The 24,960-nt window shown below is 59.4% G+C and carries 16 protein-coding genes; 11 read left to right on the forward strand and 5 right to left on the reverse strand.

Translation table 11 applies throughout. The features are described 5' to 3' along the window. Positions 1-27: 27 nt before the first annotated feature. Positions 28-870 carry a hypothetical protein gene (locus TBK1r_RS18590; protein ID WP_145213810.1) on the forward strand — a complete coding sequence of 281 codons (843 nt, stop codon included), beginning with the start codon at positions 28-30 and terminating at the stop codon, positions 868-870. Between the two features lie 23 nt (positions 871-893). Here TBK1r_RS18590 and TBK1r_RS18595 read toward each other — a convergent pair whose 3' ends face one another. After that, positions 894-1,454 carry a hypothetical protein gene (locus TBK1r_RS18595; RefSeq protein ID WP_145213813.1) on the reverse strand — a complete coding sequence of 187 codons (561 nt, stop codon included), beginning with the start codon at positions 1,452-1,454 and terminating at the stop codon, positions 894-896. Between the two features lie 218 nt (positions 1,455-1,672). Between TBK1r_RS18595 and TBK1r_RS18600 the strand changes: the two genes are divergently transcribed. The 5 genes from TBK1r_RS18600 (at position 1,673) to TBK1r_RS18620 (ending at position 14,006) form a co-directional block, all read left to right on the forward strand. Then, positions 1,673-3,040, forward strand: a complete 1,368-nt coding sequence (locus TBK1r_RS18600; protein WP_145213816.1) for a right-handed parallel beta-helix repeat-containing protein — start codon at positions 1,673-1,675, stop codon at positions 3,038-3,040. Positions 3,041-3,381: 341 nt separating this feature from the next. Then, complete coding sequence (locus TBK1r_RS18605) at positions 3,382-5,127, forward strand: efflux RND transporter periplasmic adaptor subunit (protein WP_419581502.1); 1,746 nt, start codon at positions 3,382-3,384, stop codon at positions 5,125-5,127. Between the two features lie 3 nt (positions 5,128-5,130). Beyond that, entirely contained in the window at positions 5,131-8,532 is a 3,402-nt protein-coding gene (locus tag TBK1r_RS18610) for an efflux RND transporter permease subunit (protein WP_145213819.1), read from the forward strand. 3 nt (positions 8,533-8,535) lie between these two features. Further along, positions 8,536-9,174, forward strand: coding sequence for a TetR/AcrR family transcriptional regulator (locus TBK1r_RS18615; protein ID WP_145213822.1), 639 nt, complete (start codon positions 8,536-8,538; stop codon positions 9,172-9,174). 344 nt (positions 9,175-9,518) lie between these two features. Then, positions 9,519-14,006 (forward strand): PA14 domain-containing protein, encoded by a 4,488-nt coding sequence (locus tag TBK1r_RS18620; RefSeq protein WP_145213825.1) that lies wholly within the window; start codon positions 9,519-9,521, stop codon positions 14,004-14,006. A gap of 20 nt (positions 14,007-14,026) precedes the next feature. Here the strand turns inward: TBK1r_RS18620 and TBK1r_RS18625 are convergent, their stop codons facing one another. Next, positions 14,027-14,371, reverse strand: coding sequence for a VOC family protein (locus TBK1r_RS18625; protein ID WP_145213828.1), 345 nt, complete (start codon positions 14,369-14,371; stop codon positions 14,027-14,029). Positions 14,372-14,469: 98 nt separating this feature from the next. Here TBK1r_RS18625 and TBK1r_RS18630 point away from each other — a divergent pair, with 98 nt between their 5' ends. After that, on the forward strand, positions 14,470-15,057 hold the full coding sequence (locus TBK1r_RS18630; RefSeq protein WP_145213831.1) for a hypothetical protein: 588 nt from the start codon (positions 14,470-14,472) through the stop codon (positions 15,055-15,057). 7 nt (positions 15,058-15,064) lie between these two features. Here the strand turns inward: TBK1r_RS18630 and TBK1r_RS18635 are convergent, their stop codons facing one another. Together TBK1r_RS18635 and TBK1r_RS18640 are read right to left on the reverse strand one after the other, a co-directional pair. Next, complete coding sequence (locus tag TBK1r_RS18635) at positions 15,065-16,654, reverse strand: sulfatase family protein (protein ID WP_145213834.1); 1,590 nt, start codon at positions 16,652-16,654, stop codon at positions 15,065-15,067. Positions 16,655-17,167: 513 nt separating this feature from the next. Continuing rightward, positions 17,168-19,117 (reverse strand): RecQ family ATP-dependent DNA helicase, encoded by a 1,950-nt coding sequence (locus TBK1r_RS18640; protein WP_145213837.1) that lies wholly within the window; start codon positions 19,115-19,117, stop codon positions 17,168-17,170. A gap of 84 nt (positions 19,118-19,201) precedes the next feature. Here TBK1r_RS18640 and TBK1r_RS18645 point away from each other — a divergent pair, with 84 nt between their 5' ends. The 4 genes from TBK1r_RS18645 (at position 19,202) to TBK1r_RS38665 (ending at position 23,547) form a co-directional block, all read left to right on the forward strand. Then, positions 19,202-20,698, forward strand: a complete 1,497-nt coding sequence (locus TBK1r_RS18645; protein ID WP_145213840.1) for a sulfatase family protein — start codon at positions 19,202-19,204, stop codon at positions 20,696-20,698. 1 nt (position 20,699) lies between these two features. Then, a complete protein-coding gene (locus TBK1r_RS18650; RefSeq protein ID WP_145213843.1) occupies positions 20,700-21,821 on the forward strand; it encodes an exo-alpha-sialidase in 1,122 nt (373 codons plus the stop codon). 207 nt (positions 21,822-22,028) lie between these two features. Beyond that, positions 22,029-23,201 (forward strand): hypothetical protein, encoded by a 1,173-nt coding sequence (locus tag TBK1r_RS18655; protein WP_145213846.1) that lies wholly within the window; start codon positions 22,029-22,031, stop codon positions 23,199-23,201. A gap of 184 nt (positions 23,202-23,385) precedes the next feature. Then, on the forward strand, positions 23,386-23,547 hold the full coding sequence (locus TBK1r_RS38665) for a hypothetical protein (RefSeq protein WP_419581503.1): 162 nt from the start codon (positions 23,386-23,388) through the stop codon (positions 23,545-23,547). Between the two features lie 126 nt (positions 23,548-23,673). Here TBK1r_RS38665 and TBK1r_RS18660 read toward each other — a convergent pair whose 3' ends face one another. Further along, entirely contained in the window at positions 23,674-24,525 is an 852-nt protein-coding gene (locus tag TBK1r_RS18660; RefSeq protein ID WP_419581504.1) for a PhzF family phenazine biosynthesis protein, read from the reverse strand. Positions 24,526-24,960: the final 435 nt, after the last annotated feature.

The following is a 24,960-nucleotide window of genomic DNA, read 5'->3' on the forward strand; positions in this document are numbered from 1 at the left end:
CGCCCGCCTCCACGGACCATCACCTCGATGAACGTTTTTCGAATCGCACTGATACTGGCCCTGCATCTCGCTTCGGGCGTAATCGCCCAGGCCGACGTAACGGACTTTGGCACTTGGTCGCTCGTGGAGGACCCCGCGCATCCCGGATTCAGCGCGACGGCCCTGGGCACCTCCGCCACGCTTTCGGCCGGCGACGTCGCGATTCCCGCCGGAACCGACATCGGCTATCAAAGTGTCAACGGATCGACACCGCAAACTTCGACGAGCGGGTTTTACTTCAGTCCCGACGCCGACTTCTCACTGGCGATCGATTACGCCTGGACCTTCTCCAACAGTCCCTCGGGATTCCTCGGCCTCGGTTTCGGGATCGGAGAAGACGGCGACGGGATGAATTCGGCGGGCGTCACGATGGGAACCGCCGATGGCGCGCCGTTTCTCTCCTTCGTCGGTGCGGCACGGGTCAACGACGTCGACCAAGCCGCCGTGGCACTCGGCGGAAATCCGCTTCTGAACCCCTCGTCTGCATCGGGCACGCTGTTCGTCGCCTATCAAGCGTCCAGCGGCGACGTGATCGTCGGAGCCGCGACAGGCCTCGGCGCGACCGCTCCAACGCTGTCCCACACCTACGCCGGAATTCAAAACCAGTGGTCCGGCGACGGCTTGATGCCAAGCTTCTTCATCCGTAGCGACGACCCGCCGACGTTGAACGCCTGGGGTGGTGGGAATGCGGATGCCATGTTCAGCAACTTTCGCGTGTTAAATGGCAACCCGATCGCGATCCCCGAACCTTCCGCCGCGGTCGCGACCCTGATGCTGACGCCCTTGTTAATCAGCCGGCGGACACGCAGGGACGCTTGCCGTCGTCGGTAAAGCATCAAGTTTGCCGTCCGGATTCAATGCTCCGGTTCCTCGTCCGTCGATCCCACAAACGGATTGGTATGCGAAACGTTTCGTCGGCGATGCTCGGGATGTTCCTCGTTCTCGAATGTAAAGGAACTGTATTCGCCCGGATGCTCCGCCAACGATCGCAACTCCGCCGCGACCGTTTCCGCTTGATAACCAAGCGACGACAGTCCGATCCAGAACACCAGCATGCAAAACGCCGTGGAAGCCAGACAGATCGCGGAGTGACAAAGGGTAATGATCGCCGCGAAGAAGCGATCACAATGGGCCGCATTGGAAATCATCAGCAGCACGACCACGAACGAAGCCGGAGCGGCGAGAAAGCCGAGCGGCCCCAGAAACGCGTAGCAGACCAATACGGTTGCGGCAACTGCGGCGACTATCTTCAACTTCACGCCGACACAGCCCCAATAGCTCGGGATCTCCTCGCCAAAGTAGGCCATGCACAACTGCAACGAAAACACCCAACAGGCAAACACGGCGCACAGAAACGACAGTCCTGTCGCGATCAACAGCCAACCGGTCGCACCAATCTGAATCACATCAATCATTTGAGTTCCGATTTCTCACCGCGTCAAAGTCACTCTTGCGCCACGTCGCGACCGCTCGGGTTTACAATCGCCGTCCGTTTCCATGCCGACCATTCGGCTCAAAAAGATAGGACGGGATTTCCTGTCGCCCAAATGCTGCCCCCCCAGGCTCTTCGCGTCGACGTTCGGATGGCCACGTCAACCTTCATAATCGCCCCAAGTGTTCCCCGGATCCTTTGATGCCCCCAACCACGACCCTGTTCGGCTCGTTCATCCTGACCCTCACGCTAACGGGTTTCGCCCTCCATGCAGCGACCCCGGCGGGTCTGGTAGGCGATGGCATTGCCGATGACACCGCGGCGATCCAAGCCGCCGTGGATGCGAAAACCGGTTCGATCGAGTTCGGGCGTGGAGTCTATCGGCTCACCAAAACGATCACGATTGATTTGGACCGCGTCGGCTGGACCAGCTTGTCCGGAGAGGGCGTCGCACAGTTCAAAATGGAAGCGGCTGGCCCCGCATTTCGGTTCGTCGGAACCCATGGCGGAACCGCCAGCCCGCCGACGGTCAAGCCGAACGTGTGGGATCGACAGCGAACGCCGATGGTCGACGGCATCGAGATCCTGGGCGGTCATCCAGACGCCTGTGGAATCGAAGCCGACGGAACCATGCAATTGACACTCACTCGTGTCGTCGTCCGTCAAGCCAAGCATGCGATCCACCTGACCGGACGCAATCGCAACGTCACGCTGTCCGAGTGCCACCTGTACGAGAACGCCGGCATCGGAGTGTTCTTGGATCGGTTGAATCTGCACCAAATCAACATCGCCAATTGCCACATCAGCTACAACGCCGGGGGTGGTGTCGTTTCCACAGGAAGCGAGATCCGAAACTTGCAAATTGGAACCTGTGACATCGAAGGCAACATGGGCGATGCGTCGTCCACGCCCACCGCAAACGTCTTGCTGGATTCCACCGACACCTCCGTCGGCGAAGTCGCCATCGTCGGCTGCACCATCCAGCACACACATGACGCCCCCGATTCGGCAAACATCCGTATCAACGGCTGGTCCAACGAGCGCCCCTTCACCGACGAACGCCGCACCGGAAACATTACCATCGCCGACAACGTGCTCTCGGATGTCCAGACGAACCTGGACATCACCGGTGTGCGAGGCATCACGATCACCGGCAACACGATGTGGAAAGGTTACACCGCCAATGTCATCGCAAAAAATTGCCGACAGGTCGTCATGACCGGAAACCTGTACGATCGTAACCCCCGCTATCACTATGGCGACGGAGGCAAGGCCAAGCTCGGCGTGATCCTGGAAGACTGCCGGGACGTAACCCTCAACGGCGAGCACTACGGTGGTGAAGTCCTTGAGCATCCCGCCGCCCTACAGCTGCGCCGCTGTGACGGAGTGAACATCCATGGTTGCAGCTTTGCACGTCTGTCCCGCGCCGGCATCCTCGTCGATTCCGTCCCGTTCGGCCAAATCTCCGGCTGCTTGTTCACCGGATTCACGGACAAGGCCATCCCAGTCGAACAACAAGGGACCAACGACGTGGACGCCCAAACCAATCGCTTCCGCAGACTGCAGTAAAGCTGCGCACCGAGTGGGGTAAGCTTCCAGCTTGCCAAAAGCATTGCCGGCCGACGGGTGGGAAGCTCGCCACACATTCCAATCCGATTGCACGCAGGTGTCCACCGCATCGCCTAGAGGTCGTGCAGGATTCTAGTCGATGATCAGAAAGGGTTTTCGCCACTCTCCCCCTGGGCATTGGCATCGGCACAAGTCGCTTTTTGCCCAAAGGGCATGCAGATCCATAGCTTCGCCGCGCCTTTTTAATGGACCGCCGGTCGACTAAATGGAACGGGGTCGCTAGGATTCCCAGCGTGCCAGCAGGCGACAGCGTGCCCCATCAACCGACTCAGGAGACGAGAGTGTTCAAGTGGCTTGCCGTGACGAGCGTTGAAAAACAGGGCGTCCGTGCTCGGACCTGGGCGTGGGGGCTGGCGTTCGCCTGGTTTGCCCTGTCGACCACCGGTTGCGGCGAACCGACGATCGCGTCTCGGGAAAAAGCTCCGTTGCCGGTGACGGTGATGACGCTTTCCAAATCGATCCCCCAATCCTCCTACTCCGCTTCGGGGAGTGTGAAATCGTGGAAGACCGAAGACCTCGGGTTCGAGGTGTCCGGTCGCGTCCAGTGGGTGCTTGAACCGGGGGAAGACATCGACGGTCGCCTGGTTGATCCCAAGGACAAAACCAAAGTCATCATGGAAGGCACGAAGCTGGCGCAGATCGAGCCGGCCCGCTATGAAATCGCGTTGCAGACCGCGGAAGCGAACTTGGACGTCGCGTTGCTGGGGAAAGAGGAGATCGAGATTCGGCTGGACGAATCGCTGCCCGCCCAGATCGAGTCGGCGGAAGCGGATTTAGAGTTGGCGAAAGCGGAATTCGATCGCATTGAAAAACTAGCCGATCGCAACGCCGCGTCGCAAAGCGAATTTGAGCAAGCCAAGAACCTGGTCGCCACACGATCCGCCGCAGTGCTTTCCTTGTCGGCCAGCAAGAAACAAGCCCAGGCGCAACTGAAGTCTGCCGACGCCCAAATCAAGCGGGCCAAACAGGCGCTACGAGACGCCCAGCGTGATCTGGACAACACCGTCTTGTACGGATCCTATCAGGGTCAGATTTCGAAGGTATCGGTCGTGCCCGGCAGCGTGGTCTCGGCCGGTTCTCCCGTGTTGACCCTGCAGATGACCAACCCGATCAAGGTCGAAGTCGAGTTGTCCGCATCGCAGTCTCGCAAGATGCGAAAGCGTCGCAGTTTGCCGGCGTCGTTCGCCCTACCGGACGGTTCGCCCCGTGAAGCAACGGCGTTCGTCTACAACATCGACCCGAGTGCGGACCCGACCACGCGAACATTCACCATGACACTGCTGATGCTCAATGAGAAGTTTGCCGACAAGGTGGACGGTCAAATCGACGCGCGGCGCGTCGCGCGTTCGGAAGACCTTTGGCCGATCCGACTGAACCAGATGATGGGGACGGAACAAGAGGTGATTCTGGTCGAAGAAAAATCGATCCGGAACGACGACGCGGGCGACTACGTTTACCTGGTGACCAACGCAAAGCATGATGAAGTCCTGCCGCCGATCCTCAAGGTGCGGCGTCAGGGCATCGTCAAGAACGATTTGCTGATTCCGTTCTTGGGCAACTGGTCGTTTCAATCAATCACGTTCGTCGATTCGCAGGGCCAGCCCGAGAGCGTCGACCCGGACTCGCTGTACGTCGGATTGCTCGAAGACGGACGACCGCCCGGACAGGAATGGGATGGAGAATCGGTCGTCCTGGACGGCGGTTCACAGTGGATGCTTCGTCCCGGTGACCTGGTCGACATCGACCTGTCCGAAGAAGGCACGGAACTCGGGTTTCACGTCCCGGTCGAAGCGATCTTTAAGACATCGGACAAGTCGTCGCTGTTTGTCGTCCGCAGCGGCCGCGTCGAGGAGATTCCCGTCACGCTGGTCCCCGGTGACAACTTGGACGAAGGGTCCATGATGCAGGTGCAATCACCCAAGCTGAGTGAAGGCATGCTGGTGGTTCGCGACGGCGTGCATTTGTTACGAGACGGCCAAACGGTCAATGTCGTCGGCCAGTCGCCTGTTGCGATGGAGTCGAACTAGGCCATGTCTGATTCATCGCCACCGTTGCCATCATGGTCACTTGCATCGCTTGCGGTCCGCTATCGCCCGATCGTCTTCTCGCTCGTCCTGCTCGGTCTGGCAATCGGTGCCGCCACGTTCGTGACGATACCGCGCCGCGAAGACCCCGAATTCACGATTCGCGTCTGTGTCGTCTCGACCGCCTGGCCCGGTGCCCCGGCCGTCACGGTGGAAGAACTGATCACCGACAAAATCGAACAAGACCTGGCCAGTATCGAGGAAGTCAAGCTGACGCGATCGACCACGGTGACGGGCCGGTCGACGATCTTCGTCGAACTGGAAGACAACATCGCACCGGACAAGATTCAAAACGTCTGGGACAAAGTCCGCGCCCGCGTCGACTTGGTTCCGATGCCTGGATCCGACGTGCGTCCGATCGTCAACGATGAATTCGGCGATACCGCGGTGTTGGTGCTGGCCGTTCACCAAACCCCTTCGGGCGGTCGAGAGACCATCCGCCCCCAGGATCGATACTCGCCACGCGAACTCGAACGATTTGCCGAAGACGTGCAGGACGCGTTGCGGTTGTTGCCCGGCGTTGCCAAAGTCGACATGTTTGGTGAACGCGAGGAAGCGATCTACATCGAGACCGAGATGGCGAATTGGGCACAGATCGGACTGACCACCGCCCAACTCGAAACGTTGGCCAAGGAACGAAACATCATCCAGGCCGGTGGCGAACTCGACACCCGAGCAGGTCACTATTCCGTCAAGACAGGCGGAGAGTTCAATGCGGTAGAAGAAATCGCGCAAATCGCCAGCACCGTCCGCACCGATGACGGGGACAACAGCGTTCCGCTGACGGAATTCGGGCTGACGATCCAGCGCGGGTACGAGGACCCGGCCAGTTACATCTGTCGCGTCGGCGATTCGTCGGGGTCCACCGGCGCCGTGATGCTGGGAATCACGATGAAATCGGGAGCAAACATCATCGACGTGTGCCGCGATTCCAAGCAACGCGTCCACGAATTGATCGAACTGCAACAGCGATTGCCGCCGGATGTTGCCGTGACGGCCATTTCCGATCAATCGGAAAGCGTGACGAAAAAGATCCGCGATGTCATCATCAATGTGGTCGAAGCGGTATTGATCGTGATCGCCATCGTCTATCTCGTGGTCGGTTTTCGAACCGCTTTTGTGATGGCCGCCAACATCCCGATCGTCGTGATCCTCTCGATCGGCTTGGTCGCGGTCTTGGGCGTCCAACTGGAACAGATCTCGCTTGCCGCCCTGGTCATTTCGCTGGGATTGCTCGTCGACAATGCCGTCCAGGTCTGTGACCAGGCCCGGACCAATCAGATCGCCGGCATGGCACCGTTTCCAGCGGCCATCGACGGCGCCAACACGCTGGCCATCCCGATGCTGGTCGGCACGCTGACGACGATGGCGGCGTTCATCCCGATGCTGTTTTCGCTCGAAGGAGGCGGTAAAGAATATGTATACAGCTTGCCGGTGACCGTCTCGACCACCCTGGCGCTCAGCTGGTTGCTGGCGATGACCTTTTGCGTGATCCTGGCCGGGCTGTTGATCCGTGCGCCTCAGCAAGATCAAACCGGATCGCCGGTCGTGTCGTGGTTGCGGCGACTTTCGATAGGGCTCCCACGTTTCCGGCGCCGGTACGCGGTCGCTGCCGGAGAACAGCAGGGTGAACCAGAACGAGGCGGCAATCACGCCTTCAACCTATACACGCTCGTCGGTCGCCGGGCCGTTGACGCCAAATGGCTGACCGCTGTGGCCACTGCGGCATTGGTCGTCGCGATCTTGATGTTGCCCGTCAGTTCCGAGTTTTTTCCCGAAGCCGCCGGAACCCAGTTTGCGGTCAAAGTCATCCTGCCGGAAACCGCGACGATCGAACAAACCGATGCGGCGGCTCGCCGAGTCGAATCGATCCTGCAAAAACTCAGCCGCGCCCCCGGCGAGAACTCCGAGCGTCTGAGAGCCTACCGGACCCTGGTCGGTGGCGGAGGCTCACGATGGCACCTGGGTTGGGATCCCGAACCCCAATCACGGTCGTTCGCCGAAATCTTGGTCCGCACCACCGACGACTCGGTGACGAAAGCGTATGCCCAGCGTGTCCGCGAGGTGGCCGAGCGCGGCGATGCAACTCTCGGAATCGCCCCCATCGTCGGCGCCAGAGTCGTCCCGGTTCAATTGGCACTCGGACCGCCGGCCGATCCGCTCGTCCTGCGCATCTCCGGAAACGGTTTTGCCGATCCCACCATCCTCCGCAACACCGCCGATCGCCTCAAGCGACTCGTCGCCGAGCAACCCGAAACCTGGGACGTGAATGATTCCTGGGGCGTCGACGGCTACCAAATCCGGGTCAACGTCCATCAGGACCAAGCCGTGCTCGCGGGCGTCACGAATTCGCAAATCGCCAAAACCCTGACGTCCTATTATTCAGGGCTCCAATTGACCACGTTTCGCGAAGGTGACCATCAAGTTCCCGTCTACTTTCATCTCCGCGCCGGCCAGCGTGAATCGATCGCCGGGCTTCAAGAGTCCTACGTCGAGGGAGACCGCGGCAAGGTTCCGTTGGCATCGATCGCCAGTTTGGAACCCACGTTTGAACTGGCCCGAATCGAACGCCGCAAGATGAATCGCACGATCGAGGTCAGTTCCAGGATGGAGCCCGGAGTGACGGGAAACGACGTCGTGTCACGCATCTTGAAGTCCGAAGAGTTGCAGCTGATTCGCAACAGTCTGCCGGCCGGTTACACCATCGAACCCGGCGGAGCCTATGAGGAAAGCGCCGAAGCCGGTGGGCAAATGATGCTGTCCTTTTTGATCTCGTTCTTGTTGATCGTTTTGTGTTTGATCTTCCAGTACAACGGTTGGTCGAAACCGTTGATCATTCTCTCCACGCTGCCGTTGGCGTTGGTGGGTGCCTGGCTGGGCTTGTTCTTGTCCGACAAGTCATTGGGGTTCATGCCCCAATTGGGAATCCTCGCGCTGTTCGGAATTGTGCTCAACACGGCCATCATCTTTGTCGAGTTCGCGGACATCTTGATCACGCAAAGGGCGACCGAGAAACAGCACGCCGGCACCGCCGACGGCCCCATCCTGGGCCTATCGGTCGATGAGTTCCGCGACTGTCTGATCGAAGCCGGCAGACAACGCATGTTGCCGATCTTCCTCACCACGGCAACGACCGTCGGCGGGTTGATCCCCCTGGCGCTCAGCGGAGGTCCACTTTGGGAAGGCCTGGCGTGGTGCATGATCGTCGGCTTGCTGCTGACGACCGTCCTGACGCTGTTTGTCGTTCCCGCCTTCTATGCGATCCTGGTGGAAACATTCGGGGTCAGCCCGGTGGTGTTGCCGGCCGCGGAAACCGGAACCCCACCATCCAACCCGGCGAGCCCTTGACGCATGAACTGGCAACGGGCCAGACGCCCTGAACAAAAAGCCGAACGGATCGCAGCGATCCTCGATGCGGCAGCCGAACTGTTTGACGACAACGAGTTCGATGCGATCTCCATGCGCGACGTGGCCGATCACGCGGGCCTCGGAAAAGCCAGCTTGTATCACTACTTTAAAACCAAAGAAGAAGTCTTTCTCACCTTGTACCGTGAAGAGCTCGGGCGGTGGCTGGAAAGTGTGACGATGGGTCTGGGACGACTGCGGAAACCGACTCCCAAACGAGTCGCCGAGGTGCTCACGTCGGCGCTAATGCGGCACGAGCGGTTCTGTCGGTTGGAGGTCCTGTTCGCATCGGTCCTGGAACGGAATCTGTCGCAGGAGTTTTTGATCGAATACAAACGTTCGCTGGTGGGTCCTGTCGAAGCATTCGCCGCTACGATCCAGTCAGTCACGCCACACTTTTCCAGCGAAGACGCGAAAGCGTTTGCGTTTCAGCATCATGCCTTGGTGGCCGGGCTTTGGCCGATCGCCCACCCGTCACCCCAGGTCGAATCGGTCCTGCAGGCGTTCGAATTCCAAGGCTTCCGCACCGAGTTTGCTCCCCTACTGATTCGAACCTTCGTGAACCTGCTCTCGCCGATCGATTGATCCGCTGGCCTTCGTCGGCTTTCGCCGACCACACCTCGTCCTGCCCCCATCGTCTTGCCCCCATCGTCTTGCCCCCATCATTCTGCCTTCCCCTCCCCTCAACCCACCGACCCACAACCCAGTCCCTGGCACCTTCCCCCAAACCGATCCACCACCCCACACGGTGCCCCCCAACTCTCCACATCGGGTGATACGGGCACCACATTCGCGACTTGCCGCTTCTGTCCCAGGCGAATTTAGGCGCCTGCGGGAATCGGATCGGATAACCTAGGGCTCGCCGTCAAGCCTTGGCGGCCCTCCTCAGCTCTTCTGTCTTCTCCTGCTTCGCTCATCGATTCGCCTCCATGATGCCCCTTCTGCACCAAGCCTCGGCGTCTCGAAATCGCCGCCGCAACGATCGTACGATTCGACGTCAACGTCTTTCATCACGGATCGAGCAACTGGAACGACGAGACTTGCTGGCCTTCGACATCAGCCTGTTCGCGGACATCAACCAACAGGGTGTTTCGTCCGCCATCGACAACGTGGTGGAATTCAAAGGCGAGGCATTCTTCGTCGCCGATGACGGACGCAGCGGAAGTGAACTCTGGACCAGTGACGGAACGATCGACGGCACCCGCCAGGTCGCTGATTTGTTGCCCGGTGTGGATGGATCCCTGCCGGACGACTTGACCGTGCTGGGGTCAGAACTGTTTTTCACCGCGCTCGACGAACTCGGCGAAACCGATCTTTGGAAAACCGACGGCACGACCGCCGGGACAAGCATGGTGTTCGATGCCGACGCCAATGGAGCCTTTTACCTTCGCGACTTGACGGCATCGGGCGGCAAACTGTTCTTCACCGCCTATCAATACGAATCGGGATACGAGTTATGGGTCCACGACCAGACCCTTGGCGGGACGATCTTGGTCAAAGACATCAATCCGGATCAAAGCATCATTGACCGGCCGAGAGAGTTAACGGACGTCGGCGGCACGCTGTTCTTCACCGCCTACGAAAACGGTTACTACAATCGCGAATTGTGGAAGAGCGACGGGAGCGAGGCGGGGACCATGATGGTCAAGGACCTGGCGATCGACACGAGTGATCCGTTGAACCCGGATCCCTCGCTCAGTTCCTACCCGACCTACTTGACCAACGTCGACGGCGTGTTGTTCTTCGTCGCGGAAGACCCCGACGACGGCGTGGAACTGTACCGCAGCGACGGCACGACCGCAGGCACCCTGCAGGTTGCCGATCTCCATCCGAACGGTTCTTCGTATCCCGATGACCTGACGGCATTCGACGGCCATGTTTTCTTCTCCGCCGATGACGGGGTGACGGGCCGACAATTGTTCAAGAGCCAGATCGCGACGGGGACGACGACGATGGTCGCCAACACGGCCGGCGATAACAATCCCTCCAACCCGACCGATCTGGAAGTCGTCGGGCAAGAACTGTTCTTTGCCGCCGAGGGAGTCGTGCCGGCGACCACCGTCAGCGCCGATGCCCCGACGCTGTTGGCCAACAATTCCATCCTCAATGGAGCAGCCTGGGCCGGCATCGTGACAGGCCTGACCACCGGCCCCGATCGCGGTAACCTGGCCAGGTTCGGAGGCAACGGTGTCTTCACCGCCAAGCCCCAGACCAGCACCAACGACGGCCCGGGCTGGGTGGCCAACGGTGCAAAAATCGGCGACGCGGGCGTGGGTCTTGAAACTCTCGCGATCAACGATTTCTATCTCGCCGACATCGACTCGGGTGACTTGGCCAACGACTCCTGGGAATGGACAGTTTCGGACGCCGCGGGCCTGACCAATCTCGCGTTCACCGGCTTTGCCTCGGGGAATCAATTCGATCAATCGCACGAAGGCTTGGTCTTTGAACTGTTCCTCAATGACTCGACGACCCGGACGTCGCTGTTGGAGGTAGCCGGCGACGACTTGGACAACTGGTTTGCCGGACGATCTGCCAACAACATTGCGCTCTCCCATCCAGGCGGCCCCACCATCACCAAGGCCACCATTCGCATGACCATCGGACGCGACGGTGCCCCGGCGTTTGCCGACGGCGGATCCGAAGCGATTGTCGTCAACGCAAAACTGACCGCCGACCTGTCGCCGATGACGACGGCGCGGGTACCGGTCGGCCGCGAATTGCACAAGACCGACGGCACCACTGCCGGCACGGAACTGATCGACGATTTCGTCACCGACGGCAGTGCCAACCCGAGCGAGTTGACCGAGTCGGGAGGCTTGCTGTACTTTTCCGCCGATGAACCGGTGGGATCCGGTCGAGAGTTATGGGTCAGCAACGGCACGCAAAGCGGCACGATGCGATTGATCGACTCGCAGCCCGGCAGTGACGAGTACGGGGCACCGCTGGATGGTGATCCGCAAAACCTCACCGACATCGGCGGAACGTTGTTCTTCACAACACTCGACGGGACGGTGGACCGCGAACTTTGGACCAGCAACGGCACCACGCTGACCACTCGCCCGATCGCCAACATCAATCCGGGCACACAGTCCGCCGATGTCCAGCAATTCACTCCGGTCGGCGACCTCGTGTACTTCGTCGCCAACGATGGGATCAACGGCGAAGCGGTTTGGAAGGCTGACCCGACCGGCCAAACGATCACCATGGTCGCCGACGTAACGCCGTCGTCTATCGACTCGGTTTCCGGGCTCGCCAAATTCGGCAGCGGTGTTGTGTTCTATAACTCCATTGCCGGCTCCGGCGGCGGGATGTATTACCACGACGGTTCCCAAACCACTCAGTTCATGGCCGGAGTTCCCGTTGCGGTCTCGTTGGATGGCACGATGTTCGTCGAAAACCAAGCGGACAATCGGGTTTACTTTGTCACCAATGATGCGACCAGCGGCGAAGAACTCTGGAGCAGTAACGGGACCATGGCGGGAACCGCGATCGTCCAGGATTTGAACAGCGGAAACACCGGCAGCGAGCCGACCGAATTGACGTCGTTCAATAGCCAGATCTACTTCGCTGCCGATGACGGTAACTTCGGACGAGAGCTCTTTGCGGCGAGCATTTTCGGTGGAATCCAATTGGTCCGAGACCTCAACCCGGGCACCACCGGCTCCGACCCGCGGGAGTTGACGGTCAGTGGCGGCACGCTCTTCTTCACCGCCGATAACGGCAGCAACGGACGCGAGCTGCACACGTCGACCGGGACCCAGCTGGACATCCACCCGACCGGATCGTCCAACCCCAACGCGCTGACCGACATCGGCGGTACGCTGTACTTTGCCGCGGACAACGGCGTCGATGGGACTGAACCCTTTCTGTCCGACGGCACGGTCGCCACACAAATCGCCAATGTCGGTCCGCTCAGCAGCAGTTCTAACCCCAGCGGGTTCACCGAGGCCGGTGGTCAAGTCTACTTTGCCGCCGAGCAGTCCAACCGCGGCGCACTGCTGGAAGTCTTCTCCGGCATCACCGGAACGCAACTGGCCAATTTGACCGCCGCGCCGAATTACCCCGATGCCCCGGACACGATTGCACTACTGGACGCCTTCGAGATCCCGACCAATGTCGCCGACAACTACGGGGTTCGCGTCCGCGCGTACTTGACCGTTCCCACGACAGGCGACTACACGTTTTGGATTGCTTCGGACGACCAAGGTTCGTTGCTGCTGAGCACGGACGACAACCCGGCCAACGCAGCTCAGATCGCTTCGGTCCCCGTCTGGACCAGCTCTCGACAATACGACAAGTACCCCACCGACCAGCAGTCGGCGCCGATCTCCTTGGTCGCCGGGCAGGTGTATTACATCGAAGCGTTGATGAAGGAAGGCGCCGGCGGCGACAATTTATCGATCGCCTGGTCCGGCCCGGGAATTCTCGGACCGACCGTGATCGGCCAGCAGTACCTCACCCGCTTCGGGGTCGCTCCCACGGACCTGGGCACCGGACGTGAACTCTGGATCACCGACGGAACGCCTGTCGGCACGGAACTGGTTGCCGACATCCAACCGGGCCTGTCAAGCAGCAACCCCGAACCCAAAGCCTCGACGGGATTGAGATTGTTGCTGAGCGTGACCGACGACGGACCCGTTGGGCGCGAGCCCTACAGCAGCGGAGGCGCCGCGGCGAACACCTCGCTGATCGAAGACTTGAACCAGGACCTGCGATTCGGCAGCCAGCCCGAAGGGTTCCATCCCTTTGGCGACGAATTCCTGTTCGTCGCCGATGACGGCCTGATCGGAAACGAACTCTTTCGATTAGCCGCCGACGCACCGGTTGCTCCCGAGGTGGAAGTCGCCGCGCCGCCGGGCGTCTATCCGCCGGTCGGCCAGCAACAGCGCTCGATCGTTGACTCGATCAGCTTGGTCTTCGACGAAGAAGTCCTGGTCTCTGAGACGCAGATCGAATTGACCAACCGGGACACGAACACGAAAGTCACGTCGCTGATCGTCAACTCCACCTTTCAAAACGGCCAGACGATCGTGGAACTCACGTTCGGTCCCGGTCCATCGGTGGTCTCCCGTGACCCGTCCGGCACAACCGGTTTGCTCCATTCGTTGGCCGACGGGAACTACCAGCTGACGGTGCCGGCGACCGCAATTGAATCGGTGCAGACGGGATTGGGTTTGGCCGGCGATTGGGTGCACGGTGAAAACGCCGCCGACCAGTTTTTCCGACTCTATGGTGACAGCGATGCCGATCGGGATGTCGACGGCCAAGACTACGGACGCTTCGGACTGACGTTCCTTCAATCAGCGCCGGGCACCTACAATTCGGATTTTGATTTCGATGGCGATGGAGACGTCGACGGACAAGACTACGGCCGATTCGGACTTCAATTCCTGCGCCGCCTCGACCACTCCTGACTGCTGCGGCGACCCCGCACTCACACCTGCCAGAGTCCGTGCTGGATGCCACCTTGGAAGAAGATCGCGCACTTCCCGTGACCGGGGAGTTCCATCGGTGCAAGCGCGACCTCGCCCCCAGCCTTTTCGGCGGATGCGACCGCAGCATCAATGTCGTCGACCAGCATGTACGGCCGAACGATGGGCGACTCGGATTCGTGCATCGGAGCACGCACACCGATCTTTCCTCCGCTAGCTAACTCAGCCGTGCGTGCATTTCCAAGCATCGGATCACCCGGGTCGAACGTCACGCCGTGGAGTTGGGAAAGCGTCTCGCACACGGCGTCGACGTCCGGCGTGACGAACTCTAGATAGTGGACTTGCATCGTTTTTCTCGCTCCATTGAAATTGGTTTGAACCTGTCGAGCATGACTCGACACCGTCCCGCCGCCACCGCTTCATCTAGGATCGCAACGAGAACAGCATGAAGGATTCTGCAACGAACGCGCTGGCGGATGTCCATCGATTCTACAACGAACTGCCGAACCGTTTCGTTGCCTGGGCCGCGGTCGGTTCGATCGGCCTGTTCGGATTGACGCTGCTCGTGACCGGGCTTTCGCGCGAGGTGCGCAACGGCCTCGCGGGGCGACAAGCCGATGTCATGTTTCTCATCGTCATCGGCGCCGTGATGGCCGGCGGGGCCGGATTGTTGGCCCGGCATCTGTTCATCGCCCGTGTAACGTTGACGCCAACGCAACTGGTGGTCAGCCGCTGGGTCGGATCGTGGCGTTTTTCGCTGAATGAAATCACGGGATTGGCTCGGTATCGAAAGACGATCAAAACCAAATCGCCTACGGGACCTGCACGGCCTGCCGCCGGCCTGCCCACGTACACGGTTGAAGTGATGATCCTCAGGCTACCGAATCGATGCGCGGCCCAATTCACGCTTCCCCAGTTTTACGGCAACGCCGAACTGCTGGAACTGCTTCGGCAACGCACCGGACTCCAATTGAACGAGTTCGGCGATGCAGAAGCCAAGGCCCAGGCATGGCGGAAGGGCGTCGACGGTTGACCCGGCGTCACCGCGAGGTTTTATCGCGATACTGCGGCGGTGCGTAGGCTTCGTAGCTCGGGGCGTCGTACATGGAGCGCAGTTGGTCGTATGTTTGGTGAAGCTGTTTCCGGACCTCGGCGTATCCCTCATCGGAGTAAACATTTCGCATCTCGGCGGGATCTTTGACCAAATCAAACAGCTGCCATTCATCGGTCCACGGCAGGTAGAACAGCTTGTGCGTGTGCGTCCGAACGCCGAAGTGTTGCGGCACGGCGTGCTCGCCGAGTTCATAGTAGGCGTAATAGACCGAATCGCGAATCTGTTGATCGCTGTCCTTGAGCACCGGCATGATCGACGTCCCTTGAACTTCGTCAGGAGTTTCCATGCCGGCCATGTCCAGGAACGTGGGGGCATAATCGATGTTTTGAATCAATGCCGTCGGTTTCGAGCCCGGCTGAACCACGCCCGGCCAGCGGATCACAAAGGGCATGGTGAACGATTCTTCGAACATCCACCGTTTGTCGAACCAACCGTGTTCGCCGAGATAAAACCCTTGGTCGGACGAATAGATCACGACGGTGTTGTCCGCCAATTGATGATCGTCCAGGTATCTCAACAATCGCCCCACGCTCTCATCGACTGCCTTGACCGTTTCCAAGTAGTTCTGCATGTAACGTTGGTACTTCCAACGCACCAGTTCTCGATGATCGATCTTTCCGGCTTTGTAGTCATCGATAAAGGCTTTGTTTTTCGGCGCGAAATGCGCGTCCCACGTTGCCTGCTGTTCCTCCGTCATGCGGTTGTATTCCGGGGTGCCGTAAGACCGAAACTCCGGCAAGGTGACGCCCTGCATCTCTTCCTTGCGCAGCTTCAAATCGTAGGCCCACGTCATGTGACGATCGATTTCCATTTCATTGTTCGGCAACGTTCGGCTGCGCGTGGCATAGTCATCGAACAAGTTGTCCGGCTCGGGAATGGTGACTCCGTCGAGCGTTCCGAGGTGGCGAAGGGCGGGGGCAAACGTTCGGTGCGGTGCCTTGTGCTGGCACATCAAAAAGAAGGGCTTGTCGGCTTCGCGATCGTCGAGCCACCGGATCGCTTTGTCGGTCGTGATGTCGGTGGCGTATCCTTCAAACCGTTGCTGCTTGCCGTCCATCGAGATGAAAACCGGATTGTAATAGCTGCCTTGCCCGGGCAAGATGTCCCAGTAGTCGAAGGCGACGGGATCCGTTTTCAAGTGCCATTTCCCGATCACCGCGGTCTGGTAGCCACCGCCGTGCAACGACTTGGCGACGGTCCATTGAGACTGGTCGAACCCCGCACCGGTGTTGCGCAAGAAACCGTTCTTGTGGCTGTGTTTGCCGGTCAGGATGCAAGCGCGTGACGGGCCACAGATGGAATTGGCGCAAAAGGAGTTCCGAAACAGGGCACCTTCGTTGGCGATGCGATCGATACTGGGCGTCGGCGCGACCTCCGCAAGTCGACCACCATAGGCCGAGATCGCGTTCAAGGCATGGTCGTCGGAAAAGATGAACAAGATGTTCGGTCGTTCGGCGGCGAAGGCGGGCGTGAGAGATGCCAGGGCCAGGATCGACAGAGAAAGGATTCGTCTCATGAAACAGCGTACTTGTCGTCGGAGGTGGTGAAGTGGCGTGAACGGATGGCAGCGGCGAACCGGCAAGGCTAGCCGCATCGATCTGTCCATTTTCGCTGCAACCAGTCTAGCAACCGGCACTCAATCGCGGTCGCAGATCCGTCGTCGAGGGATCGATGTCACCCAAGACGGCCGCGATCCTGACACGAACGAAGCGCAAGGGAGTAGATTTTCAACCACCCATTGCCCCCCGAGTGACCCTACCAGGTGACGATGTTGGGCAGGTCCGTTACTTTCCGATCCACCGGCCCACCTTTTTTGATCTTTCTTGCCCTGGTAACGTTGCGTCGATCGGCGGCCGAACCAAACTCGGCCGCATCCTGTCAGCCAAGCGGTGGCTGGAGCGATCCCCCTGTAATGAAAGAGGAAAAGAGAAAGAATGGACGCTGATAAATTCGATGGAATTGCCCGTACCGTTGTGATTTCCGGGATCGGGTTGGTCGCCTTGGTGTTGGCCGCCCAAAAATTCCTGTTTTAAAGCTCAGGCGAGATCTGTTCGACCTGGCGAAGCACATCCGCAAAGGGGATTTGTTCACAGACCCCAAAACTGGCATGCCGGGACAGCCGCGAGCGAATCATCTGCGGTGAAGACAGTCCACACAAAAACCGCGTCCTTTGACGCGCGGTCGCGAAATGGTCCGGATACTGCCGACAGACCTCGGCCAGCGCGCGTCGCACGCCGTCACCGATCTCGCGATGGCTGATCGGGGGAATCGTGTGGGGACCTTCGCCGAGGCAATGACTGCAAACACCGCACGCTTCATCCATCGCTTCGCCAAAATGTTCGGCCAGCCGACGTGACTGGCAATTCGATGCGCTCGCGATCGCGAACACGTCTTCCAGCCTCGACACCTCCGACTGCTCACGACTAACCACTTTTTCGAAATACTGATCAGCGATGACCTTGGGATGTTCCAGCCGCCGTTTCCAGCGGTACCCGTGAACCAAATCGCTGACGTTGACTTCGATCCAGTTTTGTGCCGCCATGAAGTCGATGGCTTTGACGATCCGCTGGCGATCTTGCCCAAGGGCCTTGGCCGCCGTCACGGTATTGAGCGAGAACCACTTCCGCGCCTTGGTCAGTTGACCGAGCAATCCGGCCAGAAACTCTCGTCGCTCGCCGTCAAAGTTATTCAAGATCGCGCGCGAGGTCACCAAGGGATGAATCTTATAGGAATCGTAGCGCGGCGATGTCGCTTGCAAGTAACCGTCTAATTCCAAGTACGTCAGCAACGTGCGGACGACAAGAATTCGGATGTCGGTTTCGAACGACAACTTGTAGTGGGAGACAAAAAATTCGTCGGGTTGGCCATGACAAAAATCAATCATCCGTCCCACGCTGTGACGACTCGGGGTATCGCCATAGGTGAAATTCTCCAGCACCACACGGTCTTCGGGCAGCAACAACAATTCGCAAACCGACTGCCCACCGTCACGTCCGGCGCGTCCGATCTCTTGGGCGTAGGCCTCCAACGACTTGGGCGGACTGTAGTGATAGACGTAGCGGATGTTTGCTTTGTCGATCCCCATCCCGAAGGCGATCGTCGCGACGATGATGCCGTCGTCCGATGCCAGAAAATCCTGTTGGATCGTGGCCCGCGTCTCGGCGTCCATCCCGGCGTGGTAAGCAGTCGCGGTAATGCCGTCGTCGCTGAGTTGCTCGGCGATCATCTCGGCCGTTTTCTGTTTGGAAACATACACCAACGTGGCCCCCCGCGGCCGCGACTCGATGCGATGGCGGAGTGTTTCGTAATGGTCGGCCGCGGTGACGACGGTGCTTTTCAAATGCAGATTGGAACGATGAAACGGGGTGCGGATCGCATCGTCGCGTTCGATGGCAAAGGCCTTGCGAATGTCCTCCAACACCGCCGGCGTCGCCGTCGCGGTCAGCGCCAGAATGCGATCGGCGTTGAGCGTGCCGGCCAATTCAGCGAGCTTCAAGTAATCCGGACGAAAATTGTGCCCCCACTGACTGATGCAATGCGCCTCGTCGATCGCAAACAGCGAGACGTCCAACGAGCCCACCGAGGCGAGAAATCGTTCGTTGAAAAACCGCTCCGGGGCGACGTACAGCAGGCGGATCGAACCGTCGCGGATGCCCCGCATCGCGTCACGAAATTCTTGCTCGGTCAAGGAACTGTCCAGACGGGCGGCGCGGATCCCACGTGCGGCCAAGGCGTCACACTGGTCCTTCATCAACGCGATCAGCGGCGAAACGACGACCGTCGTGCCGCTGAGCATCTGGCTGGGCAATTGGTAACACAGACTCTTCCCGCCCCCGGTCGGAAACACCGCCGCGACATTCTTTCCCGCCAACAGACGCTCGATCACCGCCGCCTGACCGCTGCGGAACTCCTCCAGTCCGAATCGGTCTCGCAAAATCTGACGTGCTTCCGCGGCCAACTCCGATTCAGCCAATGTCATGGTCGTTCCTTGTATACTATGCCTTCGGCTCAATCATCAACGCAGCATGCTTCCCATCCGACGCTAAGGTTTACCAACCCCGCCATGAAATCAATCCCGCTACGTTCATTTTTCTGCTCGCTGGCCGTGATGGTGCTGGCCTGTTGCTGGCACGTAGAAACCTCAGGCCAAGAGACACCGCCCAACGTCGTGATCATCTTCATCGACGACATGGGCTATGCCGACATCGGCCCGTTCGGCGACACGGGCTATCCGACGCCGAATCTGGACCGCATGGCGGCCGAAGGTCGCAAGTTCACCGATTTCTGCGTCTCATCGGCCGTTTGCAGCGCATCACGCTCGGCCCTGATGACGGGGTGCTACCACAAACGCATCGGTATTTCCGGGGCACTGGGTCCGAAGTCAAATATCGGGCTCAACTCCAACGAAACCACGATCGCGGAATTGTGCCGCAGCAAAGGGTATCGCACCGCGATTTATGGAAAGTGGCATCTGGGACACCACCCCAAGTTCCTGCCCACCAACCACGGCTTCGACGAGTATTACGGGATTCCGTACAGCAATGATATGTGGCCATTGCATCCGGCCACCGTCGCCAAACGACGCATCGATCCCGACGCACCGAGCAATTGGGCCGAATTGCCGATGATCAAGGACACCCAAATCGTCATCGACAGCATCCAACCGGCCGACCAAGAGCAGATGACGAAGCAGTTTACCGAGCGGGCCGTCGAATTTATCCGGCGCGATTCCGAAAAACCGTTTTTTCTCTATCTGCCACACCCGATGGTGCACGTCCCGTTGTTTGTCTCCGACGACTTCCGCGGCAAGAGTGGTCGCGGTTTGTTCGGCGACGTGGTCATGGAAGTGGATTGGTCGGTGGGCCAGATCTTGAACGCGATCGAAGACATCGGTGTCGAACGCAACACCCTGGTCGTGTTCACCAGCGACAACGGCCCCTGGCTTTCATACGGGACACACGCCGGAAAAGCGACGCCGCTGCGCGAGGGCAAGGGCACGATGTTTGAAGGCGGCTATCGCGAGCCGACGTTGATGTGGTGGAAGGGAAAGATCCCGGCGGGAACCACTTGCGACACCTTCGCCAGCACGATCGATTTGCTGCCCACCATCGCCGCACTGGCCGACGCCGAATTGCCCGATCACAAGATCGACGGCCACGACATCCGCCCCCTGATGTTCGGCCACAGCGATGCAAAGACGCCCCACGATTCGTTCGCATGTTTCTACAAGGGCGAATTGGAAGCGGTGCGAAATGAACGCTTCAAGTTGGTATTTCCACACAAGTACCGCACTCTCAACGGACACCCCGGTGGCACCGGCGGACTACCGATCGCCTATCAAAACAAGATGGCCAAGCGGGCGCTGTACGATCTGGACAACGACATCGGCGAAACGACCGATGTGTCGGCCGAGTTCCCCGACGTCGTCGCCGAACTGGAAGCCGCAGCGGCCAAGTATCGCAACGAGATGGGGGACAAGTTGACCCAAACCAAAGGGACCGAGATCCGGCCGGCCGGAAAGCTGGAACCGGGTGACGAGACTCTGCCGTTGGTTTGGTGACATGCTGGACCATCGACTTCAATCCAAACTCGTCGATCTCTGCCAGCTGTTAATCGACCAAGGTCGCGCCAGCGTCATTGTTCCGCCGTATGACGCGAGTTCGGGCTACTGGTTCGGCGGCGGTAACATGGCCGTCGGTCCCGATGGTGATCTCTACCTGGTCGGCCGATACCGCAATCACGGCGATTCACGAACCGGGTTGGCTGCGGGCAGCCGCGGGCTGGAATTGGCGATCTTTCGATCAAGCGATCAAGGGCGATCGTTTGAGAAAGTTGTCAGTCTGAGCAAACAGGATCTATCGCGCGACGAAACACCAGTGCTGTCAATCGAAGGCAGTGCGATCCGCTTTGGTGACGGTACTGTCGAGCTGTATGTTTCAACCGAAAAAGACCGCGTCGGTTATCCACCAGAATTTCAACGGTTTCTGAAACCCGGCACCGGGGTTTGGTCGATCGATCGGATTCAAGCCGACACGATGGCAGGCTTGAAGGACGCGGAGATTGTTCCGTGGCTGGTGTCGAAGGAACCGGAGACGATTCACGTCAAAGACCCGTTTCTGTACGAATCACCGACGGGCCCGTTGCTGCTGTTTTGCTCGCACCCGTTCAGCTGGACCTGCTCCAACACGGGGTTCGTACCAGCGGGAGAGGGCGAGACGACCGGCACAGATGCCACGACGCGCTGCGGATCGGCGACGTTTGATTTTTTCCCTCGCGGCAATGTCTGGGATGTCGCGATGTCACGCGGTACGGCGGTCATCGATGTGCCTGCAGTCGGTGCGTTTCGCGGGCAGAACGTGCAATTGATGTTTTACGACGGCGGTGAATGCGTGCGTGATCACACGCAACACGCCGAGTCCGTTGATCGGCCGCGCGGCCATTCGTGCGAGGAACTCGGTGGAGCCGCGTACATGGTCGACCGGCGGTGGCAGCAGCCGCAGCGACTGTCGCGGTATGAGCCCTTGTTTGTCAGCCCGTTCGGCACGGGGTGCAGTCGCTATGTCGACGTCTTGGCTCGGCCCGACGGGATGTACGCCAGCTGGCAGCAATCACAACCAGACGGCTCCCAACCGCTGGTATTGCACTTCGTGCCCCGCAGCGAAATCGAGTCCGTGTTGGCGTAAACGGCCGGGCCGAATGCAATGCCCGAGGCCTTCCACCGGGCTAACGATCGAGAATGATACCCACGGAGTCCCAGCGAGAGCATGAAGCTGGTCAAACCTTGCCGATCGTGACGATTGGCTTCAACGGGACAAATTCCTGACGGGCATCCGTCGATAAATCCACGACGCTTCCATCCGCTCGCCCTCTCAACAGTCACGGGATCGTCCATGCCATTCCTTCGCGGTAGCCTCGCGTTTCAAAGATTCAGTGTCACCGGTTTCGAAGCGGAACGCTTCGGCGACGAGCACATCGAGATCCTCTCCAAGCACGCTGCCGGCAAGTTCCAAACCGCCTCGGAAGAAAACGTCTCGGTCGGTTTTTTGGGCGGCGAGCATCTATTCGACCAGGACTTTGATCACAGCAAAAACTTGATCAACGAAGCCATCCACTTCTCCGCCCGATTTGACACCAACCAGATCCCCTCTGCCTACCGAGCCGCCTGGCTGCAAATGGAACTGGCGGGCATCGCCAAGGACAGCGAAACGGGCGTGATCACCAAAGCCCAACGCAAAGAGGCCAAGGAGGCGGTGGAACAACGCTGTGAAACTGAAGCGGCGACCGGCAAGTATCGCAAGATGCAATCCTTTCCGATGCTTTGGGATTACGCCAACGAACTACTGTACTTCGGCGGTTCGGTGGGCACGGCCGGCCGACACTGTTTGGATCTGGTCGAGCGGGCCTTCGGCGTGGAACTTCGGCACTGGAGCGCGGGATCGCTAGCCGAACAATGGGGAATCGACAACGAGCTATACGGCGAAGTCGACGATCTGCAGCCGGTCAGCTTCGTCAGCGGACAAACGATGGGCAGCCACAAATGGTCCAACGAGCATTCACAGTCGCCGGATTTCCTGGGCAATGAGTTCTTGATGTGGCTGTGGTGGACACTGGAAAACCAATCCGACACGATCACGCTGTCCGACGATTCGAAAGTCACCGTGATGCTGGCCAAGACGCTCAGTCTGGAATGCCCGCTCGGTGAATCGGGCAAAGAGAGCATCTCGGCGGAGAGTCCGGTCAAGCTGCCCGAGGCCATGCAAGCGATCCGCAGCGGCAAGTTGCCTCGTAAAGCCGGCATGACGATTGTTCGCGACGATCGCCAATTTGACCTCACGCTCCAAGCAGAATCGTTCGGAATCAGCGGCGCGAAGATTCATCTCGAAGAGGACGAAGAATTTGATGACGATGACCGCATCGATGCCATCCGTCAATTGAGCGAAACGATGGACTTGATGTTCGAAACCTTCCTGGGACGCCGCACGGGCAAGGACTGGAAAAAGGACCTCAAAGCGATCAGCGGCTGGCTGGGCGACACCAAGCAAGGGCAAAGAAAAGCGGCGTAGTAGGGCCCCGCTGGTATTTCCCGATCATCCGTTTCGACCGGAGCTGGGCGCACGCGCAGGCGGGAAATGCGGTCATTCTGGTGGGTTCGGGCTTCGATGACGCCAACGGCCACTGGGTGAGGTACGGTTCAGCGTCCACCCTGCAACTGTTGCCCCCGCGCCGCCCGAACCACGGTCCCCCTCCATGGATGCATTCATTCAAGATAACCCGCTTTTTGTCTGCGTGGTACTGATTCTCGTCGTCGGTGTATTCTTCGCCTGCTACCTGCTCGGCGGTTTCGATGGCAGAAACGACGGTTGGGACAGCGGCGACAGTTGGGACAGTGATTGCGGCGACATGGACTAGTACTCCTTGTCACCATGCGTTTCGCGTAGGCGGTAGTGGACGAGGCGACGAGTCCTCTGCCAATATTCCGACTGCAGAGGACTCGTCGCCTCGTCCACTACCCGAAAATTCAGCTGAGACGGACGACTAGTGCTTGGTCACCGGCAAGGAATCGATCAGGAATCGCGATTCCATCACTGTCACCGCTTGCCCAGACAGCTGCACTCGGTCACCGACAACTTGGGTGTGCACGAAACCGCCGCGTGGTGAAGCTTGATAGCCGGTCAGCGATGTTCGGCCCAGACGTTCGGACCAATAGGGTGCCAGGCAACAGTGGGCCGACCCGGTCACGGGGTCTTCGTTGATTCCGCACCGCGGAGCAAAGAAACGGGACACGAAGTCGACTCCCGGGGCGGACGAGGTTGCGGTGAGGATGACGCCGCGGGTTTCGATCTCTGCGAGTCTGCTGTAATCCGGGGACACCCTGCGCAGCGTCTGCTCTGAATCGACGACGGCAAACACGTCCTCTTTCGATTTCGCGACGGCATCGACGGCAATTCCCAACGCGGCTTCAAGGTTGGCAACCGTCGCTGGATCAACCGATCCGGAGGGTGGCGTTGCGGGGAAATCCATTCTGATCGACGCCCCGTCATGCTGACAACTCAGACAACCACTTCGCGTTTGGAATAGAATCGGACGCGAGGGATCCACTCGTTTTTGCTCGATCAGCGTGTGCGCCGCACCGAGTGTCGCGTGCCCACACAAATCAACCTCGACCGCCGGCGTGAACCAGCGCAAGCGGAATTCATTGGGCGGACCGGCGGGGACAACAAATGCCGTTTCGGAAAGATTCATTTCGGCCGCGACCTGCTGCATCCACTCCGCGTCGCGGGGGGATTCCAACAAACAGATCGCCGCCGGGTTCCCGGAGAACGGACGGGCCGCAAAGGCGTCGACTTGCCAAATGGGAATGCCATTGGGGTTCATGAGACGATGCATCCTCACACGGAGTCGTGAAACATCAGGAACGAGAACGTCAAGAAAGATTCAGTGCCGTTGTTGTAAATCATCTCAAAAGGAGGCCAAGATGGGTGATCCGAGATCGAATGGGACAACCAAGACTGCTGCGGAATGTGTTCGCGTCGCTACAGCAAGAGACATCCGGGGGGCGTAAGGGTGATCCAATCTTTGCGTGTCAGACTACTTTTTCCTTTGATTTTTTTCCAAGAGCGTGAGAGCGATGTCACTGATCCAGACACAACATCCGATCGGGCCGCGGGCGCGACATGCCATGGTAGCCAGTCTGCTTCTGGCAGGCCTATCTGCGCGACGATGCGGAAGCCAAACAATGGCTCCAAAGCGACACCGCCCATTCCGACGGCACGCTCGCGGCGGAGGACGTCTGGCAATGGAAGTAAGGTGAAACGGGTTTCC

The sequence above is a fragment of the Stieleria magnilauensis genome, from assembly GCA_007753675.1.
In the GTDB taxonomy this organism is placed as follows: domain Bacteria; phylum Planctomycetota; class Planctomycetia; order Pirellulales; family Pirellulaceae; genus Stieleria; species Stieleria magnilauensis.